Origin of the sequence: Roseateles sp. DB2, from assembly GCF_051857535.1 — a bacterium.
In the GTDB taxonomy this organism is placed as follows: Bacteria; Pseudomonadota; Gammaproteobacteria; order Burkholderiales; family Burkholderiaceae_C; genus Roseateles_B.
In genome coordinates this window covers 211,662-237,074 of record NZ_JBPZGY010000005.1, presented here as the reverse complement: position 1 = coordinate 237,074, position 25,413 = coordinate 211,662, and the positions used below count along the sequence as shown (strand labels likewise).

The following is a 25,413-nucleotide window of genomic DNA, read 5'->3' as shown; positions in this document are numbered from 1 at the left end:
GTTGTCGCTGCAACGACATTTGCTGGAAATCACACCGGGCGTTTTCCCGGGGGGCTTTGACACGGTCGCGTCAGGCTCCTGTCATGCGCAGCGGCGATGAATACGGGACCATGCGCACCAGCCCCCTGCACGAACTGCCCCTGCCGGCCACCCTCCCGCAACACCTGACCCTGCGCCAGCGCGCCCGCGCCGCCAGCGCCAGCGAGTTGGCCGCCATCCCGTGGCTACGGGTGCTCGATGACGCGCATCGCCAGCTCGCCATCGCGCAACTGCAGATCGGCGAGGCAGAGGTGGGCGAGCGGGTCTGCCGCATCGGCAAGCCGGCCAACTTCTGGTTCGGCGTGGTCGACGGTCTCTTGAAAATGAGCAATGACGACGCCGCCGCGCAGTCCATCACCTTCACCGGCGTACCGCCCGGCGGCTGGTTCGGCGAGGGCACCCTGCTCAAGCGCGAGGTCTACCGCTACAACATCCAGGCCCTGCGCAAGAGCACGGTGGCCGGCCTGCCCATCGAGACCTTCCACACCCTGCTCGAGACCAGCCTCGCGTTCAACCGCTTCGTGCTGAACCAGCTCAACGAGCGCCTGGGGCAGTTCATCGCGGCGCGCGAGATCGACCGCATCTCCGACCCCGACCTGCGCGTGGCCCGCAACCTCGCCGCCCTCTTCAACCCCCTGCTCTACCCCGGCGTGGGCGGCATGCTGCGCATCACCCAGCAGGAGCTGGCGCGGCTGGTGGGACTCTCGCGCCAGCGGGTGAACGAGGCGCTGAAGCACCTGCAGGAGCGCCAGCTGATCGCGGTGGACTACGGCGGCCTGCGCGTACTGGATCTCGAGGGGCTGCGGCGCTACCGGCCCTGATCGACGGGCGTCGGAGACCTGGCATCGGGCTCCTGCGCCGCGATGCTGCCAGCGCCCTGGATGCGCAGCCTGATCGAGCGCAGGCGCAGGCTTGATCGCTGGCTCCCCCTGGCCCCCAGGCGCAACGCCTTTACGGGCTCAAGGAGCTGTCTTCCGGCGGCGCGGGACGGCCACGAGGATCTGGCCCATCACTGTGATTCATTGCGCCTGATTGCGCTTGATTGCGCATCACTGCGCGCCTTCGAACTCGCATTCGAGCTCATATTCGAACAGCCAGAAGTTGTCCAGGCGCTGGTAGCGCGAACGGCTCGACACGCCGGCCACCAGGGCCTGCAGCTCGTCCTGCGTCGGGAAGTTCTTCAGCACCCGGTGCACGCTGCCATCGCGCAGGGGGCGGTGCTGGTAGGTGTTGCCGCGCGCGTCGGTTTCGGCAATGGGGAAGTCCTGGCACTGGCGCTCGTGGTTGTCTATCCAGAGCACGCGGGCGCCCGGCTTCAGCCGCGCATGCAGGGACGCCAGGAAAGCCTCGCGCGCTTCCACGGGCACATGGGAGAACCACAGGCCGGCAAAGGCGGCGTCGAAGCGGCCCAGTTGCGCGGGCAGCGCGTAGGCATCAGCCTGCTCAAACTGCACTGACTCCACGCCCGGACGCTGCCGGGCCAGGGCCAGGGGCTCGGCCGTGTAGTCCGTGGCCACCATGCGGCGCGCCGCCGGGGCCAGGTCTTGCGTCCAGTAGCCGGTGCCGCAGGCGATCTCCAGCAGATCGCGGCCACCCAGGCGCTCGGGCAGGTGAGTGCGCAAGTAGGCGATGTCAGTCGCTCTCTCGGGCTTCTGGTAGACGGCGTCATAGTAGGCCGCACGACCTGCGTAATAGGCCTGCATCTCGGCCGAGGCGTGGCTCATCCGGGTCTCCTCCAGGAAAACAGGCCCTTCCAGCCCCTGCTTGTCAGGTTGGGGATGCTAGCGCCCCTGGGGTTGGCAACAGCGTCCGGCGGCGCGCTGCTCCATGTAGCAACCCTCGTTCATCTCGTAGATCAGGCTGGCCGCCTGGCCCGGCACATCCCCCCAGGCCCCGATCAGGCGCAGGCCGGCCCGCTCCAGGGTCCTGCGTGCGGGCTGGTTGGCCGGCCGCACGACGGACAGCACCTCGGCTTCGTGCAACTGCTCAAAGGCCATGGCCAGAGCGGCGCAGGAGGTCTCGGCCGCATAGCCCTGCCGCCATACCTGAGGACGGAAGCGGAAATGGAGATTCATGGCTTGCTGGCCGTCAATGCGCTTGCGCATGATGCCGCCCACCCCCAGCACCTCCTGTGGCTGCGCACGCCGGCAGACCAGCCAGTAGCCGAAACCGTGGTGCTGCCAGTGCAGCAACCAGCGCTCCAGTTCGGCCTCCATGTCCGCCAGTGCATGCAGACAGCCGGCGGGGTTGTAGCGGTGAGTAGCTGGGTCGGCGTGGAACGCATGCAGGGCCAGCAGGTCCGCCGCCTGGGGGGCACGCAGCCAGAGCCGTTCGGTCAGGCGCTCGGCAGGCCCCAGAAAAAGCGGGGAAGCCACGCCAGACGCAGTGGCCGGACTGGAAAAGGAGAAGCCCCCCTCCGCCACGGACAGGGCGGCAGGCGCCCCCCCGGAAACAGGCGGAACGGCCCAGGCGGCGGGAACGGAAGGAACGGCAGTGGACACGCAGAAATCCTTGGGCTGAGTCATGTGATCAGTCCCCCTCCAGCCTTTTCGGGTTTTCCCTGATTATGCAAGTGTGATCACACCATGACAGAGGACCCTGGGCTTCATCCCCCCAAATTCGTGGGGGTTTGCGCCTGGTCAGTACGGCCTGCGCACAAGTCCCGCCATCTGGACATCCTGGCGGCAAGCCATATACTGTTTTTTCATACAGTACCCATTGCATCAACCCCATGCCTGCCGCCTCGCCCGACGCCCGTGCTGCCCTGCTGGACCACCCGCTGCTGCGGGAGGGGCGGCTGTGGCAGGCAGGGAGTCTGGGGCGCTGCCAAAGCAGCACCCTCCGCAGCGGTTTTGCGGCCCTTGACGCCGAGTTGCCGGGCGGCGGCTGGCCCAGCCAGTCCCTGTGCGAGATCCTGCAGCCTGCGGGCCAGCATGCGGAGTGGCGCCTGCTGGCACCGGGGCTGCGTGGGCTTTTTGCCACCGCACCGGGCGAGGCATCCCGAGCAGTGCCGCCTGTGCTGCTGATCGCTCCGCCCTTCGTACCCCATGGCCCGGGCCTGCAGGACCTGGGACTGGACGCGGCACAGTGGGTGTGGATCAAGACGGCTCCGGACGATGCCTCGGGCGACGCGCCTGAGGGCCGGCGCCAGACACCCGGGGGGCGGCATCAAGGGCAGCATCAGGGACGGCACCCGTCCGGGCAGCAGGCGCTGCACCAGGCCTTGTGGGTGACCGAGCAGGCCATCAAGTCCCAGTCGGCTGCAGCGGTGCTGGCCTGGCTGGACGGCGCCCGGCCTGAGCAGATCCGGCGCCTGCAGGCGGCGGCCCTGAACTCCCCCGCGCCCATCTTCCTGATGCGGCCGGACTGCGCGGCGGCCCAGTCCTCGGCCGCGCCCCTGCGCCTGCGCCTGAGCCAGCCGGCCGCTGCGCGGGGGCTGGCGCCAGGCCTGCTGGAGGTCCTGCTGATCAAGCGCCGCGGGCCGGCCATGGTCCAGCCCCTGCAGCTGCACAGCCTGCCTCCGCGCCTGCAACTGAGCCTGCCCGCCCGCTTGCGACAGGGCGTGGCGCCACTGCGCGCCGCCGGACCAGCCCGGGCGAGAGACGCGACCGAGCACGCCTGGTCGCCGGCCCTGTCCCTGGCGCAGGAGACGAGCGCATGAGCCCCCTCCGCCACACCCGAGGCCCGGGGCCTGACAGGCCCGATGTCCAGGGCTTCCCCGCCCCTGAGCCCAGCAGCAGCCCAGGGCTGAAGCCTGAGGAGGCGGGCAAGGGACGCCCTCCCGAAGGCCCGCGATCCAGTCCCGGCCTCATGCCCCGGCCTCATGCCCCGGCCCCGCGCTCCCCGCATTGGCTGGCCCTGCTGCCCCAGGTGGACCCCGCGCAGGCCGGCCCGGGCCGGCCCAGCCCGCAGCAGCAACTGGCCTGGTGGGCGCTGCAGTTCACCCCGCGGGTCTGTCTGCTGGAGGAAGCGGTGCTGCTGGAGCTGTCCAGCTGCCTGCGTCTGTTCGGCGGCCTGCGAAGCCTGCATGAGCGCATCCAGCGCGAAGGCCGGGCCCTGGGGCTGCTGGACGCCAGTGCACCTGGTGAATCCCCCGCCATGGCCTGGGCACCAAATGCCCTGGCCGCCCTGGCACTGGCCCGCGGCGGGCGGCTCAATGGCCTGACCCGGCCGCTGTCCCCCTTGCTGGATGCCCTGCCCCTGCCCTGTCTCAGCGCCGTGCAGGTTCAGTCCGCCATGCTGGCCCGGCTGGGCTGCCGGCGCCTGGGAGATGTCCGCCGCCTGCCGCGGGCCGGTCTGGCGCGACGCTTCGGCGCTGAACTCCTCCTGGCCCTGGATCGGGCCTATGGCGAGCTGCGACAGGCGCATGAGTGGGTCCGCTTGCCCGAGCGCTTCGAGGCCAGGCTGGAGCTGCCCTGGCGCCTGGACGATGCACCCGCCCTGATGCCGCATGCCGAGAGCCTGCTGCGCAGCTGCTGCGCCTGGCTCAGCGGTCACCATGCCGGCCTGAGCAGCCTGCGCCTGGGCTGGCAGCACGATGCCATGCGGGCCCGCGACTGCCCACCCGGTGGCGAGCTGCTGCTGCGCAGCGCCGAACTCACCCGCAGCTTCGAGCACCTGCAAGGCCTTTTGCGTGAGCATCTGGCCCAGTTGGCCCTGCCCGCGCCCGTGGCCGAGCTGCGGCTGTGGGTGGATCGCATCGAGCCCCTGCGCCCGCCCAACAGCGACCTGCGCCTGGACGAGCAGGCCCGGGCGCCGGCCCGCGAACCCCTGAGCCTGCTGCTGCAGCGCTGTGCCGTGCGCCTGGGCCCGGCCCAGGTCTGCCAGAGCCGGCCGCAGGCCGACGCCCGCCCCGAAGCCATGCAGACCTGGGCCCCGTGGGGCGGCAGCACCACGGCCCCGGCCTCTACTGGCGAGGAGGCCTCGCGTGGCACGGACACATTCCTGGGCAACGCGGCATCCCCTGCCAGGATGGCCGCCCTTGGCAGCCCAGCTAGCGCCTGGCCCGGCCCCCAGCCCAGCTGGCTGCTGGAGCCCCCGCTGCGCCTGCTCAGCCAGCAGGAGCGCCCCGCCTACCAGGGCGAGCTGCAGTTGCTGCTGGGACCGCAGCGGGTCGAAGGCGGATGGTGGGGCTGGCCAGGCCGGGCGCTTGCGCAGGAGCACGGCGGCCAAGCTCCCCAGGTGCAGCGGGACTACTACCTGGCGCGCAATCCCCAGGGCCAGCTGCTGTGGATCTTTCGTGCCCGAGGAGACCTGGCCCTGGCCTCCCGAGCAGCCGATCCAGACACCGGCGGCCCTGCCCAGGACGATCCTGCCCCCTCGATGCACTGGTACCTGCATGGTCTCTTTGCCTGAGATGCACCCGCCATGCCTCCGCCCCATCACCCTCCCGGCGAGGGAGACACCCACCCACCCGGCAGCCGCAAGCCCGAGCGCCCCCTGCCGTCAGCCCTGCAACGCATGCTGCAGGGCCCTGGCATGCGCGTTTCCCAGGGCATTGCGGGGCGCTCGGGCGAGGCGCGGCCCGGCGCACGCGTCCTGCCGGGCTATGCCGAGCTTCAATGCCTGAGCAATTTCAGTTTTCTGCGCGGCGCCTCGGACCCCGAAGAGCTGGTGCTGCGCGCCCAGCAGCTGGGCTACCGCGCCCTGGCCCTGGCTGATGAATGCTCTCTGGCCGGCGTGGTGCGGGCCCATGTGGCCCTGAAGAAGCTCGTCGGCCAGTTGCGCGAGGAGGCGCCGGAGCTGGACCCCGAGCTGGAGGTGGTGCAGCTGATCATCGGCAGCCAGTTCCGGGTGGGTTGGCAGATGGACACGCCCGCAGGTGCAAGGACAGGTTCACAGGCAGGTGCACAGGCAGGCGAGCAGCCTGACAAGCGGGTGGGCGGCCAGGCCATCGGGCAGGAAAACAGCACCCAGGCATCCGCCACCACAGCTGCTGCGCTTCCCCCTGCGCCAGGCGAAGACCCTGGCGCCGGCTTCCAGCTGGTGCTGCTGGCCCGCCACCGGGAGGGTTATGGCCAGCTGAGCGAGTTCATCACCCGGCTGCGCCGCGCCTCGCCCGTCAAGGGTCGCTACCGGCTGGACTGGCCACTGCTGCAGGAGACGCTGGCGGCTGGCCAGCTCAGCGGCTGCCTGGTCCTGCTGCTGCCGGACCGCCGGATGGAGGCTCCCCACGCGCTGCTGGAACAGGCCGGCGCCCTGCAGTCCGTCTGTGCGCCCGGTCAGCTGTGGCTGGGTCTGTGCCTGCTGCGCGAGCTGTCCGACGAGGCCTGGCTGCAGCAGCTGCGCGAGATCGGTGAGCACCTGGCTCTGCCCCTGGTGGCCTGTGGCGACGTGCATTTCCATGTGCGCTCGCGCAAGCCCCTGCAGGACGTGATGACGGCCACCCGGCTCAACCGCCCCCTGCATGCCTGCGGCGGGGCCCTGCAGCCGCATGCAGAGCGCCATCTGCGCAGCCGCCTGCGCCTGAGCCAGATCTACCCGGCGGACACCCTGGCCGAGACCCTGCAGATCGCCTCCCTGTGCCATTTCTCGCTGGATGAACTGCGCTACCAGTACCCCGAGGAAGTGGTGCCAGCCGGCTACACGGCCCGGAGCTGGCTGCGCAAGATGACCTACGACGGCATGCTGGCGCGATGGCCGCAAGGCGTTCCGCCCGAGCACCGCCAGACCATCGAGGACGAGCTGGCCCTGATCTGCGAGCTGGGCTATGAGCACTACTTCCTCACCGTGGCGGACATCGTGCGCTTCGCCCGCTCCCGCCAGATCCTCTGCCAGGGCCGGGGCTCGGCGGCCAACAGCCTGGTCTGCTACAGCCTGCACATCACCAGCATCGGCCCCGAGCGCGGCAACCTCCTCTTCGGCCGCTTCATCAGCCGCGAGCGCAACGAGCCGCCAGACATCGACGTCGACTTCGAACACGAGCGCCGCGAGGAGGTCATCCAGTACCTCTACGAACGCTACGGCCGTGACCGCGCCGCGCTGACCGCCGTGGTGATCCGCTACCGCGCCCGCAGCGCCCTGCGCGACGTGGGCCGTGCGCTGGGCATCGAGGAGGCGCTGGTCGAGCGCCTGGCCAAGGACCATTCCGGCTGGAGCCAGGAGATCCTGCCCGAGGACCGGCTGCAGGCGCTGCAGCAGGAGATCCTGGAACGCCAGGGCCGGGATCTCGTGCAGGAGCTGCCCCTGCGCCAGCTGATCGTGCTCGCGCGCCAGCTGATGGGCATGCCCCGCCACCTGAGCCAGCATGTGGGCGGTTTCGTGCTGACACAGGGCCGGCTCTCGCGCCTGGTACCCATAGAGAACGCCACCATGCCCGGCCGCAGCGTCATCGAGTGGGACAAGGACGACCTCGACGCCCTGAACCTGCTCAAGGTGGATGTGCTGGCCCTGGGCATGCTGTCCGCCCTGCGCCGCTGCTTCGGGCTGGTCAACGGCCTGCGCGAGGAGTACCGGGACCGCCCCCTGGATCTGGCCAGCATTCCCGAGGGCGACGACAGCACCTACGACATGATCTGCGAGGCCGACACCGTCGGCACCTTCCAGATCGAGAGCCGGGCCCAGATGTCCATGCTGCCCCGCCTGCGGCCTCGCTGCTTCTATGACCTGGTGGTGGAGGTGGCCATCGTGCGGCCGGGGCCCATCGAGGGCGGCATGGTCCACCCGTATCTTGAGAACCGGCGCAAGGGCAAGGACGGCATCCGCTACCCAAAGGAGGCGCTGAAGCAGGCGCTGGAGCGCACCTACGGCATTCCGATCTTTCAGGAACAGGTGATGCAGGTGGCCATGATTGCCGCCGGTTTCACCCCAGGCGAGGCAGACCAGCTGCGCCGCGCCATGGCTGCCTGGAAGCGCCCCGGCGACCTGGCCCAGTTCCATGCGCGCATCCTGAGCGGCATGCGGGCTCGCGGCTACGAGGACGCGTTCGCCGAGGCCATCTTCCGGCAGATCCAGGGCTTTGCGTCCTATGGATTTCCGGAGTCGCACGCGGCAAGCTTTGCCCTGCTGACCTATGCCAGTTGCTGGTTCAAGAGGCATGAGCCGGCGGCCTTTCTGTGCGCCTTGCTCAACTCCCAGCCCCTGGGTTTCTACACCCCTGCGCAGCTGGTGCAGGATGCGCGGCGCCATGGCGTCGAGGTGCGCCCCGCCGATGTGAACCTGAGCGATTGGGACTGCAGCCTGGAAGCCGCCCCTCGTACCGGCGAACTCGAGCGCAGCTGGATGCCGCCCGCCGCAGCGACACCCCCACAGGGCCAGGCCCGGGCCTTTTCCCACACCCGCCCGCAGCCGGCCGTGCGCCTGGGTCTGCGCCTGGTCGCCGGGCTCAGCGAGGACACGGGGCGACGCATCGTGGCCCTGAGAGACGGCCAGGCCCTGCCAAGGCCGAGCGGCCGCGCGCCCCAGCGGGATGCGCCCGCGAGCACGACCTGCAGCGCGCAGGAGCACCCGCCGCTGCCTATGCATGGGCAGCGGCCCTCGGACAATGCGCCGCCGGGCACGGGCACGGGCACGGGCACGGGCATGGGCATGGGCATGGGCATGGGCATGGGCATGGGCATGGGCATGGGCATGGGCATGGGCATGACATCGTCGGGCCCCTATCTGGATGCGCAAGACCTGGCCCTTCGCGCCCGCCTGGACGGGCGCGAGATGCAATTGCTGGCCGCCGCCGATGCCCTGCACAGCCTGGCCGGTCACCGCCGCCAGCAGATCTGGGAAGCCAGCGCGCAGGGGCATACCCCGGCCCTGCTGCAGCAAGCACCCATCCAGGAAGCCCCCCTGCAGCTGAGCCTGGCCCCCGAGGGCGAGGAACTGCTGTGGGACTACCGCTCCCTGGGCCTGACCCTGCGCCGCCATCCACTGGCTTTGTTGCGCCAGCGCCTGCAGGACCATGGCCTGCGGAGTTCGGCCCAGCTGGCCCGCGTCCCGAACGGCCGCAAGGTCCGGACTGGCGGCCTGGTCACGGTGCGCCAGAAGCCTCAGACGGCCAAGGGCACGCTCTTCATCAGCCTGGAAGACGAGCACGGCAGCATCCAGGTCATCGTCTGGGCGGATGTCTATGCCCGGCATCGCAGCACCATCCTCGGCGCGCGCCTGCTCGCGGTCCAGGGCCGCTGGCAGCGCAGCCGAGAGGGCATCTGCAATCTCCTGGCAGAGAGCTTTGAGGACCTCAGCCCCTGGCTGGGGCGCATGGCGGAGGAAGCGGGGAGCCGGGATTTCCGATAGGCCGTTGGCCTGCAACGGGGGCGCCACCCAGGCACTCTTGGCCAGGTCAATAGCAACGGTATTAGCATCCATGGCGGACTCCTCTCGTTTGAAGACCTGATCCCCACACCCATGAAGACCAGTGAGCGCATCTTGCGGCCCGAACAAACGGGGGAGTCCATCCCATCACTCAACCGGACCCGCAACGGCATGCCGCCTACGGGCCTCACTTCATTCTGGCCCTGCGGCGTCCTGCCGTCGCGGGCCGGTCAGCTCAAACGTTAGGTTCGTAAACCCACCCACCCTACCCCATGCGCGCATCAAATCTACTCGCGGGTCTTTTCTGGATCGTTCCCGCTATCGCCGTTTCCCAGGGCCTTACGGCTCACACCGCAGCGGTCGCCGAAGTTCAGGCGCTGCATGAGAAGGTGCTACGCGCTCACCGAGAGAGCAATGTCGAGATACTGCTGGAAGACGAAGCGGCCGACTATGTTGTGGCAAGTCGAGGCGAGATAACCAGACCAACGATTCAGCAACGCCGCGAGCGCCTAGGCGCATACCTCAGAGCGAGTACGTTCGCTGAATACAGAGACTTGGTCGAACCAGTAGTCTCAGTGTCGGCAGATTCAACGCTTGGCTGGGTGGTTGTTCAAGTCACTGCGCGTGGCAGGCAGAAGGCATCGTCGGGTGAGGAAGTACCCATCGAGTTCACGAGCGCCTGGATAGAGCTATACGAGAAGCGTGCGGGCAGATGGCAGCGCACCGGGAACGTCTCAAACTTCAAGCCGTAGCGCCGCAGGATGCGAGAGCCGAATATGGAGCCGCGGGCGACGTGCCCGCCATGCTTCGCCAGCTCTCAGGGTTGCCTACGTCCGAAGGCGAAAGCGAACCGTGGCTCACGTTGTGGAGTTCGCTCGCTCACCGCGTCAACACTGTCGCATTGATTCCCTCATCAAGACCTGACCCCGATTGATCTGCATTGCACACGTCGACCCGGACGAAGGGCTGAACAGCGAATAGACTGCCGCTCTACAGAAAGCCCCATTGCAGTCGCGAGAACGGTTCCGCGCGTCGTGGAGAAGCGGCTCGCTGGTCTCAAGGCCTTCTGCGAACACCAGCCCAGCCATGAAGCCCCTAGTCCCTGAGCTGTCCTGATCTTCAGACCCGCCATGCAAATCACACCCCAGGCTCCCCGATACCAGCTGAGCATCAATGCAGATGGCCTGCAGGCGGCCATTCCCGCGCGGCGCAGCACCTTCGCCCTGCTCTTCCTGCTGCTCTGGCTGGGCGGTTGGGCCTTCGGTGAGATGCAGGCCATCGAGCAGTTGCTGCATCCCTCGGACATGGCCCCCACCGCCTTCCTCGCCTTGTGGCTGGCCGGCTGGACGGCCGGCGGTCTGGCGGCCGTCGGCACCCTGCTCTGGCAGATCGCCGGGAGGGAGCTGCTGACGGTCAATGCCACGGCGCTGGCGCACCGCATCGAGGTCTTCGGACTGGGGCTCACGCGGAACTATGCCGCCCATGAGGTCAAGGCCCTGCGCGCGGCGCCGGACAGCGCCCTGGCGCAGTACCAGGCCTTGCTGCCGCCCTTCATGGGCCCGGCACGCGGCGCATTGGCCTTCGACTACGGCGCCAGGACCATACGCCTGGCTCCGGGCATCGACGAGGCCGAGGCCAGAGAACTGGCGGCACAACTGGCCAGCCGCCTGCCAGCCGCGGCGCGGGCCGCGGCCTGAACGCGGCAGTGAACGCAGCGGTACAGGCCGAAGGCAAGAACTGACCCTCACGGAGCATTCCCTTATGGGCATCTGCTGCAGCATCTACGCCCTCGACCCCGAGCAGCTGGCGCGGCTGCGCGCCGATCCACCCCTGATCTGGCGGCTTGTGGAACCCGAGGACGAGCGCCCCTACCTCGCGGAGTTCGCAGCCACGCAGCGGGTCTCCTGGCTGCAGCGGCTCTTCGGCCGCGGCAGGACGCCTGCCACGCCTGCGGTGGCCGTGCCGGATCTTCCAAAGCAGGCGCTGGACGTGCTGGACCTCGACAAGTCCTGGGACGGCCTGCGGCACTGCATAGGCCTGTGCGCCCCCGACGCGCCGGACTTCTTCGCCGGCGACGGCACCATCGGTCACATCGAGGTGGGCTATGGTCCGGCCCTCGGCGTCGACGTCAACACCCTGGCCCGCTATGCCGCGGCGCTGGAGGGGGTCGACGAGGACCGCCTGCTGCTGCAGCTGAGTGCCTCGGGCTTGCAGGACGTCTACCTCGGGAATCTCTGGCGCAGCCGGGATGCAGACGCCGAAGCCTATCTGCTGGACAATTTCCGCGAACTCCTCGGTTTCGTGCGGCAGGCCGCCGCACTGGGGCTGGCCGCCGTGATCTGCTACAGCTAGCGGCCCCGGCACGCAGCCGGGGAGCGAAACCCCGCTGGGAGACTCCATGCCCTCCTCCTTCATCCAGCCGATCTCGATCGCTGCGCTGGCCCTGGCTGCCGTCGGCGCCGCCCTCCCCGCCCGGGCGCAATCCGTGGACGGCATGGCCTGGCTGGCTGGCTGCTGGCGCGGGCATTTCGGCGAGGCCGGCACGCTGGAGCAGTGGCTGGCGCCCGCAGGCGGCACCATGCTGGGCATGAGCCGGACGGTCAAGCAGGGCAGGACCGTGGAGTTCGAGTTCCTGCAGCTGAGGCAGCTGGCGGACGGCACCCTGGCGCTGATGCCCCAGCCGGCGGGCAAGCCCGCGACGGTCTTCCGCCTGCTGAGCAGCGGCCCTCAGGAGGCCGTCTTCGAGAACCCGGCGCACGATTTCCCCCAGCGCATCGCCTACGCGCGGCCGGAGGAGTCGCGACTGCTCGCCAGCATCGAGGGCCTGCGCGAAGGGACGCCGCGGCGTATCGAGTTCGCCTTCTCGCGGGTGGCCTGCGAGGCCCCCCTCGAGCAGGACTGAAGCGGGAGCAGCCAGCCCTCGCCACGGCGCCCCTGCTGGCGCTCCGCCGCCACAGGGCCCGCGCGTCGGCGGGCTGCGGGCATCGTTCGCACCGCCCAGCCCCGGGCAGAAAGGACTGGAACGGCCCGCCCTGCACCGCCAGCAGCCAGCGCTGGCCCCCGCAGCCCTGCTTCTGGCATGCTGCACAGCGGCACTGGTGATGCGGCGCAGGCCATGGCTCCCATCCTGCAGGCCCGGTCACGCAAGCCCCGCCACGCAACACCTGGCCCCTCGAAGCACGCCACGCTGGCGCTGTCCAGCGCGCGGTGCAGAACCAGGTCCAGCACAAAGCCCAGCACAAAGCCCAGCACAAAGCCCAGCACAAAGCCCAGCACAAAGCCCAGCACAAAGCCCAGCACAAAACCCAACACAAGGGAGACCCCGTGTCCGGAGGAGATTGGAAAGCGCTGTTCCATGCGGCCTGCAGTGGGGACCTGGCCCTGGTCGGCTATCACGCCCGTAGCGGGGTGGACCTCAACGACGCCCACCCGGAGTTCCTGGGCACGCCGCTGGTGGCCTGCATCCTGGCCGGGCAGGAGGCGGTGGCGCTGTACCTGCTGGCGCAGGGTGCCGACCCGCAGCTGCGCTCCGAATTCGACGGCGCCACGCCGCTGCAGGCGGCTCGTCGAGCCGGCCTGGCCAGCGTGGAGCAGTGTCTGCTGGCGATGGGCGCGCAAGAGGCGCCGGCCACCCCGCTGCACCGCAAGGGGTTCGGCAGATGGCTGCTGCGCCGGGTCGGTCTGGCGGTCTAGGCTCGCCGGACTGCCCCGCAAGGGCTGCCGCGCCCACGCCAGGGGCCGGGTGGCTTCAGCCCCGGCCCGCAAGACCTGACCCTCGCCAGCCGGGGCCCGCTGCCGGCCCCACTTCCTCTTGAGCCAGAAGTGCTGCCTTGAGACACCTTGCCAGGCCCCTGCCGCTGGCGGCCACCACCGGGCTGGCGCACGGCCGGCTGCGCGTCCGGGTGAAGTCCGAGGCCTCCGAGCCTGCTGCCTTCGCCCCCTGGGCTGGTCCAGCGAACGGCCAGGGGCCGGGGTGGCCGGGGCATCTCGCGTCTCCTCTTGAAGGCCGGCGTCCGGCAGGGGTGCCGGGGCATTCACCTCGGCCTCAAAATCACGGCGACCTGGCCAGCGGCGCCCTGCGGCGCCGTTCCCCTCCAAGGAGACCCCATGTTCGACCACGTCAAGTTCGGCGTCAGCGACTACGAAGCCAGCAAGGCCTTCTTCCTTGAGGCGCTCGCGCCGCTGGGCGTTGCCGCCGTCGGCGAGGGCGTTCCCAGCTATGGGATCGAACTCTGCCAGGCGGGCAGCGAGATCTCGCTGTGCCTGCACCTCAGCCACGAGAAGCCGGCCCCCCTGCACCTGGCCTTCCGCGCCGGCAGCCGGGAGCAGGTCGATGCCTTCTACCAGGCCGCACTGGCCGCCGGTGGCAGGGACAACGGCCCGCCCGGCCTGCGCCCGCATTACCACGCGGGCTACTACGCGGCCTTCGTCATCGGCCCGGACGGGCACAACATCGAGGCCGTGTTCCATGAGCGCGGGGCCGCCTGAAGGCCTAGGTCCGGGTGATGGACACCCCGCCGTCGACCAGCAGGGCCGCGCCGGTGGTGAAGGACGAAGCCTCCGAGGCCAGGTACAGCACGGTGCCGGCGATCTCCTCGGGTGTCGCCAAGCGCTTCAGCGCATGCAGGCTGCCGACATGCCGGACCTTGTCCTCGGTGTCCGCAAGCTGCCGGCCCATGGGCGTGTCCGTGCCGCCGGGCAGGAGGGCGTTGACCCGGATGCCCTGCGCGCCAAACTCCGCGGCCAGGGCCTGCGTCAGGCCCAGCAGGCCGGACTTGCTCGCTGCATAGGCGGCCATGCCGGGGAAGCCCACCGTATAGCCGACGAAGGTGGAGGTGAAGATCACCGAGCCCTGCCCCCGCCGCAGCATCACGGGGATTTGGTGCTTGGCCGCCAGGAAGGCACTGCTGAGGTTGACGGCCAGGGTCTCGTCCCAGGCCTCGCGGGCGATCGAGGGGCTCTCGCCCATCGCGCCCAGGGTACCGGCGTTGTTGAAGGCGATATCCAGGCCACCGAAGGCCGACACCGCCTGCCCGACCAGGGCCTGCGCATAGGCCTCATCCTGCACATCGCCGGCACAGGCGCAGGCCTGCCCTCCGGCCTGGCGGATCTCCTCGGCCACGGCCTCCAGTCGTTCCCGGCTGCGCGCCCCCAGGACCAGGCGCGCGCCCTCCCTGGCCATGGCCAGGGCCGCTGCCCTGCCTATGCCTGAACTCGCGCCCGTCACCAGGGCCACCTTGCCTGCCAGACATGCCATCGTTCACTCCTTTGACGTTGATTGAGGCAGGGCATGCTCGCCGCCCTGACCGCAAATGGCATTCCGTTTCTTGCGGCCACGCCAGCGGCAGGCCAGGGCAGGCAGTCGGAGGGCTATCATCCCCGGCCATGCCTGCGGCCCGATCCATGGGCTGACGCCGCCCGCCTCCGGCAGCGACAGGACCCTTCGGATGTTGAACGCACACGCAAGCCCCGCGGCCCGGCCGGCCGCATCCCGCGCAGCTCCCGGCCAGGCGTCTGCGCGGCTGTGGTGCGCTGCACTGCTGCTATACGCCGCGCAGGCCGCGCAGGCCGCGCAGGCCGCAGATCGCCCCGGCTTCGCGCTCAGCTTCCACCCCGTGGGCAGTTCGGCCTTCGACGGCCCGCCCCGGATCGGCGAGCCGGGCTTCATCCCGCCCGTGGCGCTGACCATCGTCGCGCCCCAGGACGCCCGCTGCCTCGCACGCAAGCCCGCGGGCGAGTACGAAGCCCTGATCGAGGCCGACGGCCGCGTGGCCGGCGTGCACTCGCACCACGAGCCCGTGGAGGGCGATGCCTGCGAGAGGACGCAGCTCTTTCCCTACATCCGCCAGTGGCGCTTCGCACCGGCCATCTGGGAGGGCAAGCCCATTCCGGTCTACCTCTGGATAGGCATCGAAGGATCGATCGAGATCAGCCCACGGCGTCGCTGACGCCTGGCCGCAGGCAGCAAGGCCCGTGACCAAGGCCCGCTCCAGAAACGACAAGGCCCCGGGCAGGGGTGCCCAGGGCCTTGACGCTCCTCGTCCTCCAAAGGCCTGACGGCCTTTCCGGCACTCAGTACTTGTAGCTGGCGTTCACGTAGAAGGTGCGGCCCAGCGGATTGGCATAGCGCGCATCAAAGCCGATCTGGTTGCCGCCGCCTGCGGTGCGCAGCGAGAAGGGCGGCGCCTGGTCCAGCACGTTGCGGATGCCCACGGTCAGCGCGGTGGACTTCAGCAACTGCATGCGGGTCTGCCAGTCCAGTGTGCCGTAGGACTCGACGTCACGGATGACCGTGGCATAGGCGCCCAGGCTGCCGTCGGCATTGACCACGCGCACCTTGCCGTCCGCGGCGGACTGCTCCTTGTCGTGGTAACCGCTGCGCCAGTTCCAGGTGGCCGTGTGGCTGAACATGCCGTGGCTCAACGTGGCGCTGGCGCGCTGGATCACGCGGAAGGTCACGGTGTTGTAGGCGTCGAAGCGGCCCACCGAGTTCTCCACATTGCCCGCGCCGTCGTCGATCTCGGACTTGAGCATGTAAGTGCCCGACCAGCTCAGCGCCAGCCGCCCCAGGCCCTCGAGCTTGTGGGCGTAGGCCAGTTCCCAGTCCACGCCGCTGTAGCGGGAGCTGCCGAGGTTGTAGCTGGGCAGCAGTACGGCCAGCTTGTCCGAACCCCGGGCCGGGTCGTAGACGGTGCGGATCAGGCTGTCATAGGCCGTCGGGTTGCCGAAGACCAGGGTCTCGGGCAGCGAGACGATCTGGTGCTTCATCTTGACCGCCCAGTAGTCGAGGCCGGCGCTCAGGCCCTTCAGGGGCTCGAACTTGAGGCCCAGGGTCATGTTGCGGGACTCCTCCGGCTTCAGGCCGTTGGCGCCGGACAGCGGATTGCCGCCGCTGAGCAGGTCGTACTGCGTCGTGCCCTCGCAATTGACGGCGCGCGGGTCCGGCGCCTTGACCGGGCAGGCATAGGAGCCGCTGGTGTTGGTGCCTCCGGAGATGGCCCGGGTGATCAGGTCCATCTCGGGCACCTTGAAGCCCGTGCCGTAAGAGCCGCGCATCAGCAGGGTCTCCAGGGGCTGGAACTTGAAGGCCAGCTTGTAGGTTGCCTTGCTGTTGGCATTGCCCTGCTTGGCCGGCGCTGCGAGCTTGCCCAGCTCGTTCAGCACGATGTTGTTCTGCACGGCGGTGTAGTCGTCGTAGCGCAGCGCGGCCGTGGTCTCCAGGGTCTTGGTGAGCGGCAGGGCCAGCTCGGCGAAGAGGCCCCAGTTGCGGCGGCTGGCCTCGATGGGCAGGGCGCCGGTGCCGCGGCCAAAGGCGGTGTCGGTGCCGCTGTGCAGGGCATTGGGCCCCATGGCCAGGGCGCTGGGGTCGTAGTCGTACTTCTGGCGGCTCAGGTCACCGCCGGCACCCAGCATGGCCGGGCCGGCCGGCAGGCGGAAGAGCTCGCCGGACATGCGTGCGCTCACGGTGTCCAGCGCGGTGCGAGTGCTGTCGTTGCGCTCCTTCAGGATGCAGGGCGCGAAGGCACTGGCATTGCCGCCCACGGGCGCGAAGGGATTGAACTTGCCGCTGTCCAGCAGGCCCTGGTAGCAGCTCTGGCGCAGGTAGCCACCGTCGTAGTAGGTGTCGGCGCGGCTGGTGGAGTGCACGTAGCTGGCGCTGTAGTCGAAGTCGCGCCAGACGCCTTCCACGCCCACGGCGAGGTGGCGGGCATCCGTCTTGAACAGGTCGGAGCGGCCGCCGGCATCGCTGAAGCGGTTGTTGGTCGTGGCCTTGCTGACATTGGCCGGGTCAATGCCCAGCTTGGCCAGGTGGGGCTGAACGTTGGCGGCATAGAGCGGATCGCTGAGGCTCAGCGAGATGGCCTGGGCCACCGGCGCATGGCGCTCCTTCAGCTCGAACTTGGAAGCCACGGCCTCGAAGAAGGCGCTGGTGCTCTCGTTGAGCTTGACGGTGCCGGACGCGAAGAGGCTGTCGCGCTTGGTGGAGGGCAGCAGCTGTACGGTAGCGGCGTAGTCGAACTGGCAGGCCTGGTCCAGGCTCACCGTGGCCAGCACGGTGTTGGGACCGCACTTGCCGTTCTTGAGGTAGTCCGGCGAGAAGGTCACCGCGCTGACGGCGCTACCGCCCGGGCCGGTGAGCGGATTCTTGAGACCCAGGGTCACCGAGGACGGCGCCGTGTTGCGGGCCGATTCATACAGGGTGTAGGCCTTGCCCTCGTGGGTGAACGGCACGACGCCGGAGCGGGCGAAGTCCCGGTCGGATGCATTGAGCTCGTTCTGACGCTCGTGGGCGAAGGCCAGCATCAGGTTGTAGCCGTCTACGGGATAGTCGCCAAAGCCCTTGCTGAGGTTGATGCTGCTGGAGCGGCCACCGTGCTTCTGAGGCACGGAGACCGAGGCATCCAGTACCAGGTGGGTCTGGTTCTTCTTCAGGATGAAGTTCACGACACCGGCCACGGCATCGGAGCCATAGAGGGCCGAGGCGCCGTCGGTCAGCACTTCCACCCGCTCGATGGCGGCCAGGGGAATGCTGGAGAGGTTGACCGCAGAGCCCGCGTTGTAGGCAGCCAGGCGACGGCCGTTCAGCAGCACCAGGGTGTAGGAGGCGCCGATGTTGTGCAGCGAGGCGTTCTGCACGCCGCCGGGGCCGTCTCCGTTGACGGAAGCGGACGAGGTCTGGAAGCCTTGCATGGCCGGCAGGGCCTGGATCAGGTCCTCCACATTGCGGGCGCCTGAACGCTCGATGTCAGCACGGCTGAGCGTCTGCACCGGCAGCGCGCCCTCGTTGGCAATGCGCTTGATCGAGGAGCCCGTGACTTCCACGCGCTCCAGCGTCTCCTGGGCCAGCACCCCTCCGGTGGCGGCCAGCCCCAGCGAGAGGAGGATGGCCTTCGTGATCAGATTTTTTTTCAAGATTGCACCTGTGTTGCACCTCGTGGTGCAGCGGTTGTTGGGCGGCGGAACCGTGTGTCCCGGCCTGGGAGCCCTGCGTGTCCCGGTGGTTCCGCTGACCGTGCCGTGGGCTTGGCTGCACGTTGGCGATCTTGTATATCGCTCGCGCTTTTGTAATATATTGAATGTCGACTAACTAGCAGGATAGGTGTTTCCAGCAAGACAAAGCGGGCCTCGCCGTGCTAGTCACCTGCGCGCGGCACGCGTGGGCGGGCAGGTGGCACACTCGCGGCTCTGGCAGGGAGATGCGATGTTCGACACGTGGAACTACATGGGCCTGGGCGCCGTGCTGCTGCTGGCGCTGCACGCGCTGTGGCAGCAATGGCAGCTGCGCAGGCTGCGGCGCTGCGGCCTCTATCCGGCGCGCGGCCAGGCGAGGGCCGAGGATGTGCGCCGACTGGTCCAGGCCGGCGCATTTCACTGGGCCATGCGCTGCCACCGCGAAGTGCATGGCAGCAGCCTGCTCGAGGCTCGGGCCGCGGTGCAGTCGCTGCGCGAGGGCAGCGCCTCGGACGGCATCCTGGAGGTCGCCCCCCTGCAGCTGCGCCCCGGCACGGCAGGGGACTTCGAGAAGGCCTTCGCCCAGGCCCAGGCCCTGATCGAGTCCATGCCCGGCTACCGCAGCCACGCGCTGCAGCGCTGCCTGGCGCGGCCGGACCACTACCTGCTGCTGGTGCGCTGGGACAGCGTGGCCCACCACGAACAGGGCTTCCGCCAGTCCCCCGAGTACCAGCAGTGGCGCGCCCTGCTGCATCACTTCTACGACCCCTTCCCCACCGTGCTTCACTACGAAGCCGTCACCGCCTGCACCTCCCCCCAAGGCGCATCAGCCTGAGCCTGCACTCCATGCCCCGATACATCGCCCTCCTGCGCGGCGTCAGCCCGCAAAATGCCAAGATGCCCGTGCTCAAGGCCTGCCTCGAAGAAGCCGGCTACACCGAGGTCCGCACCCTGCTGTCCAGCGGCAACGTGGTCTTCGACAGCCGCGCCACGCCGCTGCCCACCCTGGAGCGGCGCCTGGAGCAGGTGATCGAGGCCGGCATGGGCCGACATTTCCCCGTCATCCTGCGCAGGCAGGACCAGCTGCAGTCCTGGCTGGCGGCAGACCCCTTCGCAGCCCACGAGCTGCCTGCCGATGCCAAGCGCATCGTCACCTTCCTGCGCTGCCCGCCCGAGACGGCACCCGCCCTGCCCTGGATCGCCGACGGGGTGCACGTCCTGGCACTCAGTGGCAGCGAGGTGCTCAGCGCCTACCGGCCCCATGAGGAGGGCCCTGTCTTCATGCGCATGCTGGAGAAGGCCTTCGGGAAGGACATCACCACCCGCACGCTGGACACCGTGCGCAAGTGCGCCCAGGCCTGAGCGCCCGAGGCGCCGCCATGCACCAGCGCCCCGAGCCCGGGCACCCGATGCCCCTTCTTGCAGCGAATCGGGGCGAGGTTCACACTGCCCCTGGTCCGTAGCCAAGGAGCCGCTCATGGCGCTTTCCCATGTCACCTCCGGCCAGCCCGTGCTGGTCCAGCCCCTGGGCCCCCGCTTGCGGGACGCCAAGACCAGCGCGCTGTTCAAGTCCCAGGACCTGGAGCTGATCCACCTGGTGCTGCTCAAGGGCAAGTCCCTGCCGCCGCACAAGGTGGCGGGCGAGATCACCGTCCACTGCCTGGAAGGGCGGCTGGAGGTCAGCGTGGACGGGCACAGCCAGGTGCTGGCGCCCGGCCAGCTGCTCTTCCTGCAGCGCAATGTCCTGCACGGCGTCACAGCCCTGGAGGACGCCTCCGGCCTGGTGACCATCGCGCTGCGCCCCGGCCCCTAAGGCCGTCCCGCCCCTGACTTGCGGCGCCCCGGCCGCGCCCGGGCACAATCGCCGGGCTGGCCGCCGCCTCCCGTGGCGGCCCCCCGGACGCCGCCGCCATGCAAGACCAAGACCCCCACGACCAGCGCCTCACCGAGCTGGAAATCAAGGCCGCCTACACCGAGGACATGCTCGACGAGCTGAACCGCGTCATCGTGCGTCAGCAGCAGCAGATTGACGCCCTGCTGCGCGAGCTGCTGCAGCTGCGCGACCGCATGCCCGACGGCGTTGGCGGCTCCACTCGCAACCTGCGCGACGAACTGCCGCCGCACTACTGAAGCCCCCATGAGCGCACCACAGCCCCAGGCCCTGCTGATCATCGACGTGCAGCAGGCCCTCTTCGAACCGCCGCCCTTCGAGGCCGCGGCTGTCATCGAACGCATCAATGCCCTGGCCGAACGCTTCCGCGCCCGGGGTCTGCCGGTCTTCCTCATCCAGCACCAGAGCGCGCAAGGCGTGCTGCAGGCCGGCTCGCCCGGCTGGGCCTTTGCCCAGGGGCTGCAGACGCAGCCCACGGACACCGTCACGCCCAAGACCACGCCCGACTCCTTCCTGCGCACCCCGCTGGAGCCGGCCCTGCGCGAAGCCGGCGTGAGCCATGTGGCCGTGTGCGGCTATGCCAGCGAGTTCTGCGTGGACACCACCGTGCGGCGCGCGGCCGCCCTGGGTTTCGAAGTGAGCCTCGTGGCGGACGCCCACACCACGCACGACAAGGCCCATGCCAGCGGCGCGCAGATCAGGGCCCACGAGAACGCCACGCTGCCCAGCATCAGCAGCTTCGGCCCGCGCATCCGCGCCCTGCCGGCAGCGGAACTGGCTCTGTAACGCCTGTAACGCGAGGCGCAGGCTCGTGAAGCCCGGACGGCATCACCACCCGGACCACAATGCCGCCGTGAGCCCCGACATCCGCCCCCTCGCCACCGATCCCGCCGGCCCACCGCTGGTGATCGCCCTCGACAGCCAGCAGCTCACGCTGAAGGAGGGAGACGCCCCGCCCCGGCGCCTGCGCAATCGCCTCCTGCCCCGCCTGCTCGCCGCTCTGCTCCTGGCCCATGCCGAGGGGCAGGCCTGCGAGGCCCGGCCCTGCAGCCGCAAGGCCCTGCAGCAGCGCCTGGGTGACCGTGCCGAGCTGCACCGCACCCAGCTGTGGCGCGCCCTGCAGGCCCTGGACGACAGCCCGCTGTGCGGCCTGATCCGCCACGGTGCCCGCTCCGCCGGCCCCTTCTGGCTGGACGAAGAACTGCTGGCCCGCTGCCGCTGGCAACGCCACGGCCTGGCCCTGGTCCAGGCGGACTGGCTGGCCCTGCTGGCTCCCTCGCCCACGGACGCCCGGATCGCAAGCCCTGCCCTGCCCCGCCAGGCCCTGCCCCTGGCCTATGTCCAGGCCCTCTCACGCGCCGACCTGGCCCTGGAACGCGGCGAGCTCTATCCCGCCCGCCTGGCCCTGGCCCAGGCGACGGACCATATACCCGTGGGCGACCTCGCCGCCCAACTGTCCTTGAGCCTGCGCCGGGCCCGCATCGCACGCCGCCTGGGCGACTGGGCCACGCTGCAGCAGGAGCTGCGCACCCTGCGCCAGGGCCTGGAGCAGCCCGGCCTGCCCCTGGGCCAGGCCCGCCAGATCGGCTGGCGCCTGGCGGTGCTGGAAGCCTGGCACTGCCATGGCAGCCTGGGCGAGAGTGCCGTGGCCCTGCAGAAGCTGGCCGGGCTGGATGAGCAAGACCTGGCCCTGGACGCCGGCCTGCTGGTCGACTACCTCAATCTGCGCGGCATGGCCGGCCGCGAGCTGGCCCTGCAGGCGGCCTCGGCCGAGCAGGCCTGCGCCGCGCTGGAGGACCTTGCGGCCGCCCTGCGCCAGGCCAGCCTGGCCGGCCTGCCGGACGCCCTGCAGGTCAGCGCCGCCAACCTTTCCAATGCGCTGTGCCTGCTGCAGGGCGCCGGCCTGCTGCCGCCCCGGCGCGGGGCCGAGGCCTGGGGCTGGCTGCTGCTCAGCGAGAGCGTCTGCGAACGCTGGGGCCTGGCCCGGCATTCCCTGCTCAACACCATCTTCCTGCTGCGCATCGCGGAGCAGCAGGGCTGGACCTTTGCCCAGGCCCAGCAGCGGGCCGAGGCCGAGGGCCTGCCCCTGGCGGGCGACAGCTTCCGCAGCCTGGCCGCCGAACGCTGGGAGACCTGCCGCCGCCTGCATTCCCAGCTGCCAGCCGAGCAGCGCTGCGCCTTCCTGCTGCTGTGGGCCCGCCATGCCTGGCGCGAGGGCGACGCCCTGTGCGCCGCCGAGCTGGTGCAGCAGGCCCGCCACCACGGACGCAAGCTGCGCGCCGAGTCCCAGCGCGAGCGCTACGAGGGTGAGGCGCGACAGCTGATGGCCGCCCTGGGCCTGAGCGCGCAACAAGCGTAACGCCGCATTGGCGCTGACACGCCGCGGCCCCGCAGACACACTGCCATCTCCCATCCACGAGGAGATTTCATGAGCTTCCCCGCAGTAGTCCGCCGCGCCCTTCCCGCGCTGGCCACCTCCGCAGTCTCTGCCGCACTCACCGCTTGTACCGCACTCGCCACCCTGAGCCTGGCCCTGTACTGCGGCACGGCCTCGGCCGGCGCCGCCGAGCAGTTCCGCATCGCGCCCGAGCTGGACCAGGGCTTCCGCGCCCTGGGCACGCACGGCGTGTTCGTGCTCTACGACGAACAGGCCCAGCGCTGGACGGTGTCCGATGCCCGCCGCGCCTACCAGGCCTTCCGCCCGGCCTCCACCTACAAGATCCCCAACACCCTGATTGCGCTGGAAGCCGGCGTCGCGCAGGACGAGACCCAGGTCTTCAAGTGGGACGGCCAGAAGCGCTGGAACGAGGACTGGAACCAGGACCAGACCCTGCAGACCGCCTTCCACTTCTCCGCGGTATGGGTCCACCAGGAGATCGCCCGCAAGGTCGGCGCCGAAGGCCTGCAGTCCCGGCTCTGGGCCTGGCGCTATGGCAATGCCGTGGCCGGCCCCCGGCACGACAGCTACTGGCTGGACGGCGATCTGCGCATCACCGCCGTGCAGCAGGTCGAGTTCCTGCGCCGCTTCGCCGAGCACCGCCTGCCCATCAGCGAGCGCACCGAGACCGTCGCCCGCCGCGTCTTCCTGCGCGAGGAAACGCCGGGCTGGCGCCTCTTCGCCAAGACCGGCTGGGACGGCAGCGGCCCGGTGGAGCTGGGCTGGTTCGTGGGCTGGACCGAGCGACGCAACGGCGCCGGCCGCTGCGTCTTCGCGCTCAACATGGACATGCAGGTCGACCCCAAGTCCCTGCCTGCGGGCAGCAAGCCGCCATCGCAGCATGAGCTGATCCGCCAGCTGGGCCCGCATCGCGAGCGTCTGGCGCGCCAGACGCTGCAGGCGCAGGGCTGCCTGGACTGAGGATCAGGCCTGGGCTGGCGAGCCAGCCAGGTCGCCCCCGGCCTGCAGCCAGGCGATGGTGTCGCCGATCAGGTGGCCGGCGATGCTGAAGCGTGGCGGCAGGCCCGGCAGGGCGTCGAGCTCGAACCAGTCGGCATGCTCGATCTCGCCGGGCTGCTCGCGGATCTCGCCGCCCGCCCACTCACAGCGGAAGGCCAGCATCAGGCTGTGCGGGAAGGGCCAGCTCTGGCTGGCGTAATAGTGCAGGTGCCGGACCTGCACGCCCACCTCCTCCGCCACCTCGCGGTGCAGGCAGGCCTCCAGCGACTCGCCGGCCTCCACGAAGCCGGCCAGGGCGCTGTAGAAGCCCGGCTTGAAATTCGGCGAGCGGGCCAGCAGCAGTTGCGGCCGACCCTCATGACGGCGCCACACCAGGGCCATCATGGCCGGGTTGATGCGGGGATAGGCCACATGGCTGCAGGACGGGCAGCGCCGCGCACGCTCCTGCGCCTGGCGCTCGGTGGGCGTGCCGCAGACGCCGCAGAAGCGGTGCGCGCGGTCCCACTCCATCACCTGGGCGGCGCGGCTGGCGAGCTGCAGCAGGGGCGCGTCCATCTGCATCATGGCGGCACGCAGGCCCTGTGCCTCCCAACCCTCGGGCACCGCGGCGGCCTGCTGGGTCCAGCAGTCCAGGCCGCCGAGCCGGCCGAGGTAGTGGCGCTCGGCAGTCGCGGTGAAGGCGTCGGGCTGCGGGCTCAGGCCTTGCCCCTCGATGTGCACCAGCAGCTGGCCCTCGACAAAGACCAGGTGCCAGCCCAGCGCGCTGGGTGCAGCCGGCGCCTCGATGCCGGGGATGAAGCCTGCGGAGTCGTCCAGGTGTGTCATGCACCGCACTGTAGAGGCATTCAGGCCGGACCGCTGCGTCGGCGTGCGCGTGGCGCGCGCGGGGCTGGCAGGGCTGCGAAGCCCTCGACCAGATGGTCCACCAGGGCCCGCACCCGCTGCGGCAGGAAGCGCTGGCTGGGCATCACGGCGTGCAGGGGCAGCTCGTCCCCCAGCCAGCCGGGCAGCACGCGCACCAGCTGCCCCTCCAGCAGCGCCCGGCGCACGTCCAGCTCGCTCTTGTAGATCAGCCCCTGGCCTTGCAGCGCCCAGCGGTGGGCGATCTCGCCGTCGTCGGTGCTCAGCCGGCCCTGAACGGGATAGCTCTGCGGCTCGGCCTCGGGTGTTTCGGTCGGCCGCAGGCGCCAGGCGCGCTCGTGGCGGTTGCGGATGCGGAAGGTGATGCAGTCGTGCCGGGCCAGGTCTTCCGGCGTGCGCGGCATGCCGGCCCGCTTCAGGTAATCCGGGCTGGCCACGATGTGCCGCCGCACCAGGGCCAGGCGGCGCGCAACCAGGCTGGAGTCCGGCAGCTGGCCGTAGCGCAGGGCGACGTCGATCTCGTCCTTGTAGATGTCCTGCAGGGAATCGCTGACGCTCAGGTGCAGCTCGACCGCCGGATGCCGCGCCATGAAGTCCTGCAGCAGGGGCAGCAGCCACTGCCGCGTGAGGTCGCTGGAGGCGCTCAGGCGGATACGACCGCGCAGCCGCTGCGCAGCCTTGCCCTTGAGGCTCAGCGGTGCCTCGCTGACCTGGGCCAGGCCTTCCTCCAGCAGCTCCAGGGCGCGCTGGGCGTAGTCCCGCAGCTGTTCGCCAGCGGCGGTGAGGCGCAGGGCGCGGGTGCTGCGCTCCATGAGGCGCACGCCCAGCCGGGCCTCCATGCGCTTGAGCATGGCGCTGGCGGCGGCGGGGCTGAGCTGCATCTCCCGCGAGGCGGCGCTGAGGCTGCCGCGGCGGGCGCATTCCACCAGCAGGCGAAGTTCGGCGGTATTTTCAATCTGCATTTGAAAGTGAATGATGCCAGAGACTCTGGTTTGAAAGTGAGCCTGGCCGCAAAGTCTGCCCCATGCAC

Annotated in this window: 23 protein-coding genes; 17 read left to right on the top strand and 6 right to left on the bottom strand. The window is 69.9% G+C overall.

The genetic code is table 11. The annotated features are described in order from the left end of the window. Positions 1-110 precede the first annotated feature (110 nt). On the top strand, positions 111-860 hold the full coding sequence (locus ACS5PK_RS10490) for a Crp/Fnr family transcriptional regulator (protein WP_439440179.1): 750 nt from the start codon (positions 111-113) through the stop codon (positions 858-860). Between the two features lie 228 nt (positions 861-1,088). Here ACS5PK_RS10490 and ACS5PK_RS10485 read toward each other — a convergent pair whose 3' ends face one another. Both ACS5PK_RS10485 and ACS5PK_RS10480 read right to left on the bottom strand, forming a co-directional pair. Beyond that, positions 1,089-1,763 (bottom strand): class I SAM-dependent methyltransferase, encoded by a 675-nt coding sequence (locus ACS5PK_RS10485; protein WP_439440178.1) that lies wholly within the window; start codon positions 1,761-1,763, stop codon positions 1,089-1,091. Between the two features lie 57 nt (positions 1,764-1,820). Beyond that, the gene (locus ACS5PK_RS10480) at positions 1,821-2,414 is read right to left on the bottom strand and encodes a GNAT family N-acetyltransferase (RefSeq protein ID WP_439440177.1); all 594 of its coding nucleotides are present in this window, start codon (positions 2,412-2,414) and stop codon (positions 1,821-1,823) included. A 356-nt stretch (positions 2,415-2,770) separates the two neighbouring features. On the opposite strand from ACS5PK_RS10480, the gene ACS5PK_RS10475 reads away from it, so the two are divergent. The 8 genes from ACS5PK_RS10475 to ACS5PK_RS10440 all read left to right on the top strand — a co-directional run bounded on the left by ACS5PK_RS10475 (position 2,771) and on the right by ACS5PK_RS10440 (position 13,770). After that, on the top strand, positions 2,771-3,700 hold the full coding sequence (locus tag ACS5PK_RS10475) for a translesion DNA synthesis-associated protein ImuA (protein WP_439440176.1): 930 nt from the start codon (positions 2,771-2,773) through the stop codon (positions 3,698-3,700). Next, entirely contained in the window at positions 3,697-5,394 is a 1,698-nt protein-coding gene (locus tag ACS5PK_RS10470) for a DNA polymerase Y family protein (RefSeq protein WP_439440175.1), read from the top strand. Before ACS5PK_RS10475 ends, ACS5PK_RS10470 begins: the two co-directional genes overlap by 4 nt. A 123-nt stretch (positions 5,395-5,517) precedes the next feature. Beyond that, positions 5,518-9,264 carry an error-prone DNA polymerase gene (locus ACS5PK_RS10465; RefSeq protein WP_439440350.1) on the top strand — a complete coding sequence of 1,249 codons (3,747 nt, stop codon included), beginning with the start codon at positions 5,518-5,520 and terminating at the stop codon, positions 9,262-9,264. A 1,148-nt stretch (positions 9,265-10,412) separates the two neighbouring features. Then, a complete protein-coding gene (locus tag ACS5PK_RS10460; RefSeq protein ID WP_439440174.1) occupies positions 10,413-10,979 on the top strand; it encodes a hypothetical protein in 567 nt (188 codons plus the stop codon). Between the two features lie 64 nt (positions 10,980-11,043). Continuing rightward, on the top strand, positions 11,044-11,634 hold the full coding sequence (locus tag ACS5PK_RS10455) for a DUF1877 family protein (RefSeq protein ID WP_439440173.1): 591 nt from the start codon (positions 11,044-11,046) through the stop codon (positions 11,632-11,634). Positions 11,635-11,680: 46 nt separating this feature from the next. After that, positions 11,681-12,184: a DUF6265 family protein gene (locus ACS5PK_RS10450; protein WP_439440172.1), complete on the top strand. Its 504-nt coding sequence runs from the start codon at positions 11,681-11,683 to the stop codon at positions 12,182-12,184. A 422-nt stretch (positions 12,185-12,606) separates the two neighbouring features. Further along, the gene (locus ACS5PK_RS10445; RefSeq protein WP_439440171.1) at positions 12,607-12,975 is read left to right on the top strand and encodes an ankyrin repeat domain-containing protein; all 369 of its coding nucleotides are present in this window, start codon (positions 12,607-12,609) and stop codon (positions 12,973-12,975) included. 414 nt (positions 12,976-13,389) lie between these two features. Next, positions 13,390-13,770 (top strand): VOC family protein, encoded by a 381-nt coding sequence (locus ACS5PK_RS10440; RefSeq protein WP_439440170.1) that lies wholly within the window; start codon positions 13,390-13,392, stop codon positions 13,768-13,770. Positions 13,771-13,774: 4 nt separating this feature from the next. On the opposite strand, the gene ACS5PK_RS10435 is transcribed toward ACS5PK_RS10440, so the two are convergent. Further along, positions 13,775-14,539, bottom strand: coding sequence for an SDR family oxidoreductase (locus ACS5PK_RS10435; protein ID WP_439440169.1), 765 nt, complete (start codon positions 14,537-14,539; stop codon positions 13,775-13,777). 190 nt (positions 14,540-14,729) lie between these two features. Here ACS5PK_RS10435 and ACS5PK_RS10430 point away from each other — a divergent pair, with 190 nt between their 5' ends. Further along, positions 14,730-15,230 carry a hypothetical protein gene (locus ACS5PK_RS10430; protein ID WP_439440168.1) on the top strand — a complete coding sequence of 167 codons (501 nt, stop codon included), beginning with the start codon at positions 14,730-14,732 and terminating at the stop codon, positions 15,228-15,230. Between the two features lie 124 nt (positions 15,231-15,354). On the opposite strand, the gene ACS5PK_RS10425 is transcribed toward ACS5PK_RS10430, so the two are convergent. Beyond that, positions 15,355-18,195, bottom strand: coding sequence for a TonB-dependent receptor domain-containing protein (locus ACS5PK_RS10425; protein ID WP_439440167.1), 2,841 nt, complete (start codon positions 18,193-18,195; stop codon positions 15,355-15,357). A 556-nt stretch (positions 18,196-18,751) separates the two neighbouring features. On the opposite strand from ACS5PK_RS10425, the gene ACS5PK_RS10420 reads away from it, so the two are divergent. The 7 genes from ACS5PK_RS10420 (at position 18,752) to ACS5PK_RS10390 (ending at position 23,483) form a co-directional block, all read left to right on the top strand. Further along, on the top strand, positions 18,752-19,069 hold the full coding sequence (locus ACS5PK_RS10420) for an antibiotic biosynthesis monooxygenase family protein (protein ID WP_439440349.1): 318 nt from the start codon (positions 18,752-18,754) through the stop codon (positions 19,067-19,069). 11 nt (positions 19,070-19,080) lie between these two features. Continuing rightward, positions 19,081-19,596, top strand: a complete 516-nt coding sequence (locus ACS5PK_RS10415; RefSeq protein WP_439440166.1) for a DUF1697 domain-containing protein — start codon at positions 19,081-19,083, stop codon at positions 19,594-19,596. 115 nt (positions 19,597-19,711) lie between these two features. Further along, the gene (locus ACS5PK_RS10410; RefSeq protein ID WP_439440165.1) at positions 19,712-20,047 is read left to right on the top strand and encodes a cupin domain-containing protein; all 336 of its coding nucleotides are present in this window, start codon (positions 19,712-19,714) and stop codon (positions 20,045-20,047) included. A 98-nt stretch (positions 20,048-20,145) separates the two neighbouring features. Next, a complete protein-coding gene (locus ACS5PK_RS10405; protein ID WP_439440164.1) occupies positions 20,146-20,364 on the top strand; it encodes a SlyX family protein in 219 nt (72 codons plus the stop codon). Between the two features lie 7 nt (positions 20,365-20,371). After that, complete coding sequence (locus ACS5PK_RS10400; RefSeq protein WP_439440163.1) at positions 20,372-20,911, top strand: cysteine hydrolase family protein; 540 nt, start codon at positions 20,372-20,374, stop codon at positions 20,909-20,911. A gap of 67 nt (positions 20,912-20,978) precedes the next feature. Continuing rightward, positions 20,979-22,484 (top strand): hypothetical protein, encoded by a 1,506-nt coding sequence (locus ACS5PK_RS10395; protein ID WP_439440162.1) that lies wholly within the window; start codon positions 20,979-20,981, stop codon positions 22,482-22,484. Between the two features lie 69 nt (positions 22,485-22,553). Beyond that, positions 22,554-23,483: a penicillin-binding transpeptidase domain-containing protein gene (locus ACS5PK_RS10390; protein ID WP_439440161.1), complete on the top strand. Its 930-nt coding sequence runs from the start codon at positions 22,554-22,556 to the stop codon at positions 23,481-23,483. Between the two features lie 3 nt (positions 23,484-23,486). On the opposite strand, the gene nudC is transcribed toward ACS5PK_RS10390, so the two are convergent. After that, complete coding sequence (nudC, locus tag ACS5PK_RS10385) at positions 23,487-24,347, bottom strand: NAD(+) diphosphatase (RefSeq protein ID WP_439440160.1); 861 nt, start codon at positions 24,345-24,347, stop codon at positions 23,487-23,489. Between the two features lie 20 nt (positions 24,348-24,367). Continuing rightward, positions 24,368-25,345, bottom strand: coding sequence for a LysR substrate-binding domain-containing protein (locus ACS5PK_RS10380; RefSeq protein ID WP_439440159.1), 978 nt, complete (start codon positions 25,343-25,345; stop codon positions 24,368-24,370). Between the last annotated feature and the right edge of the window lie 68 nt (positions 25,346-25,413).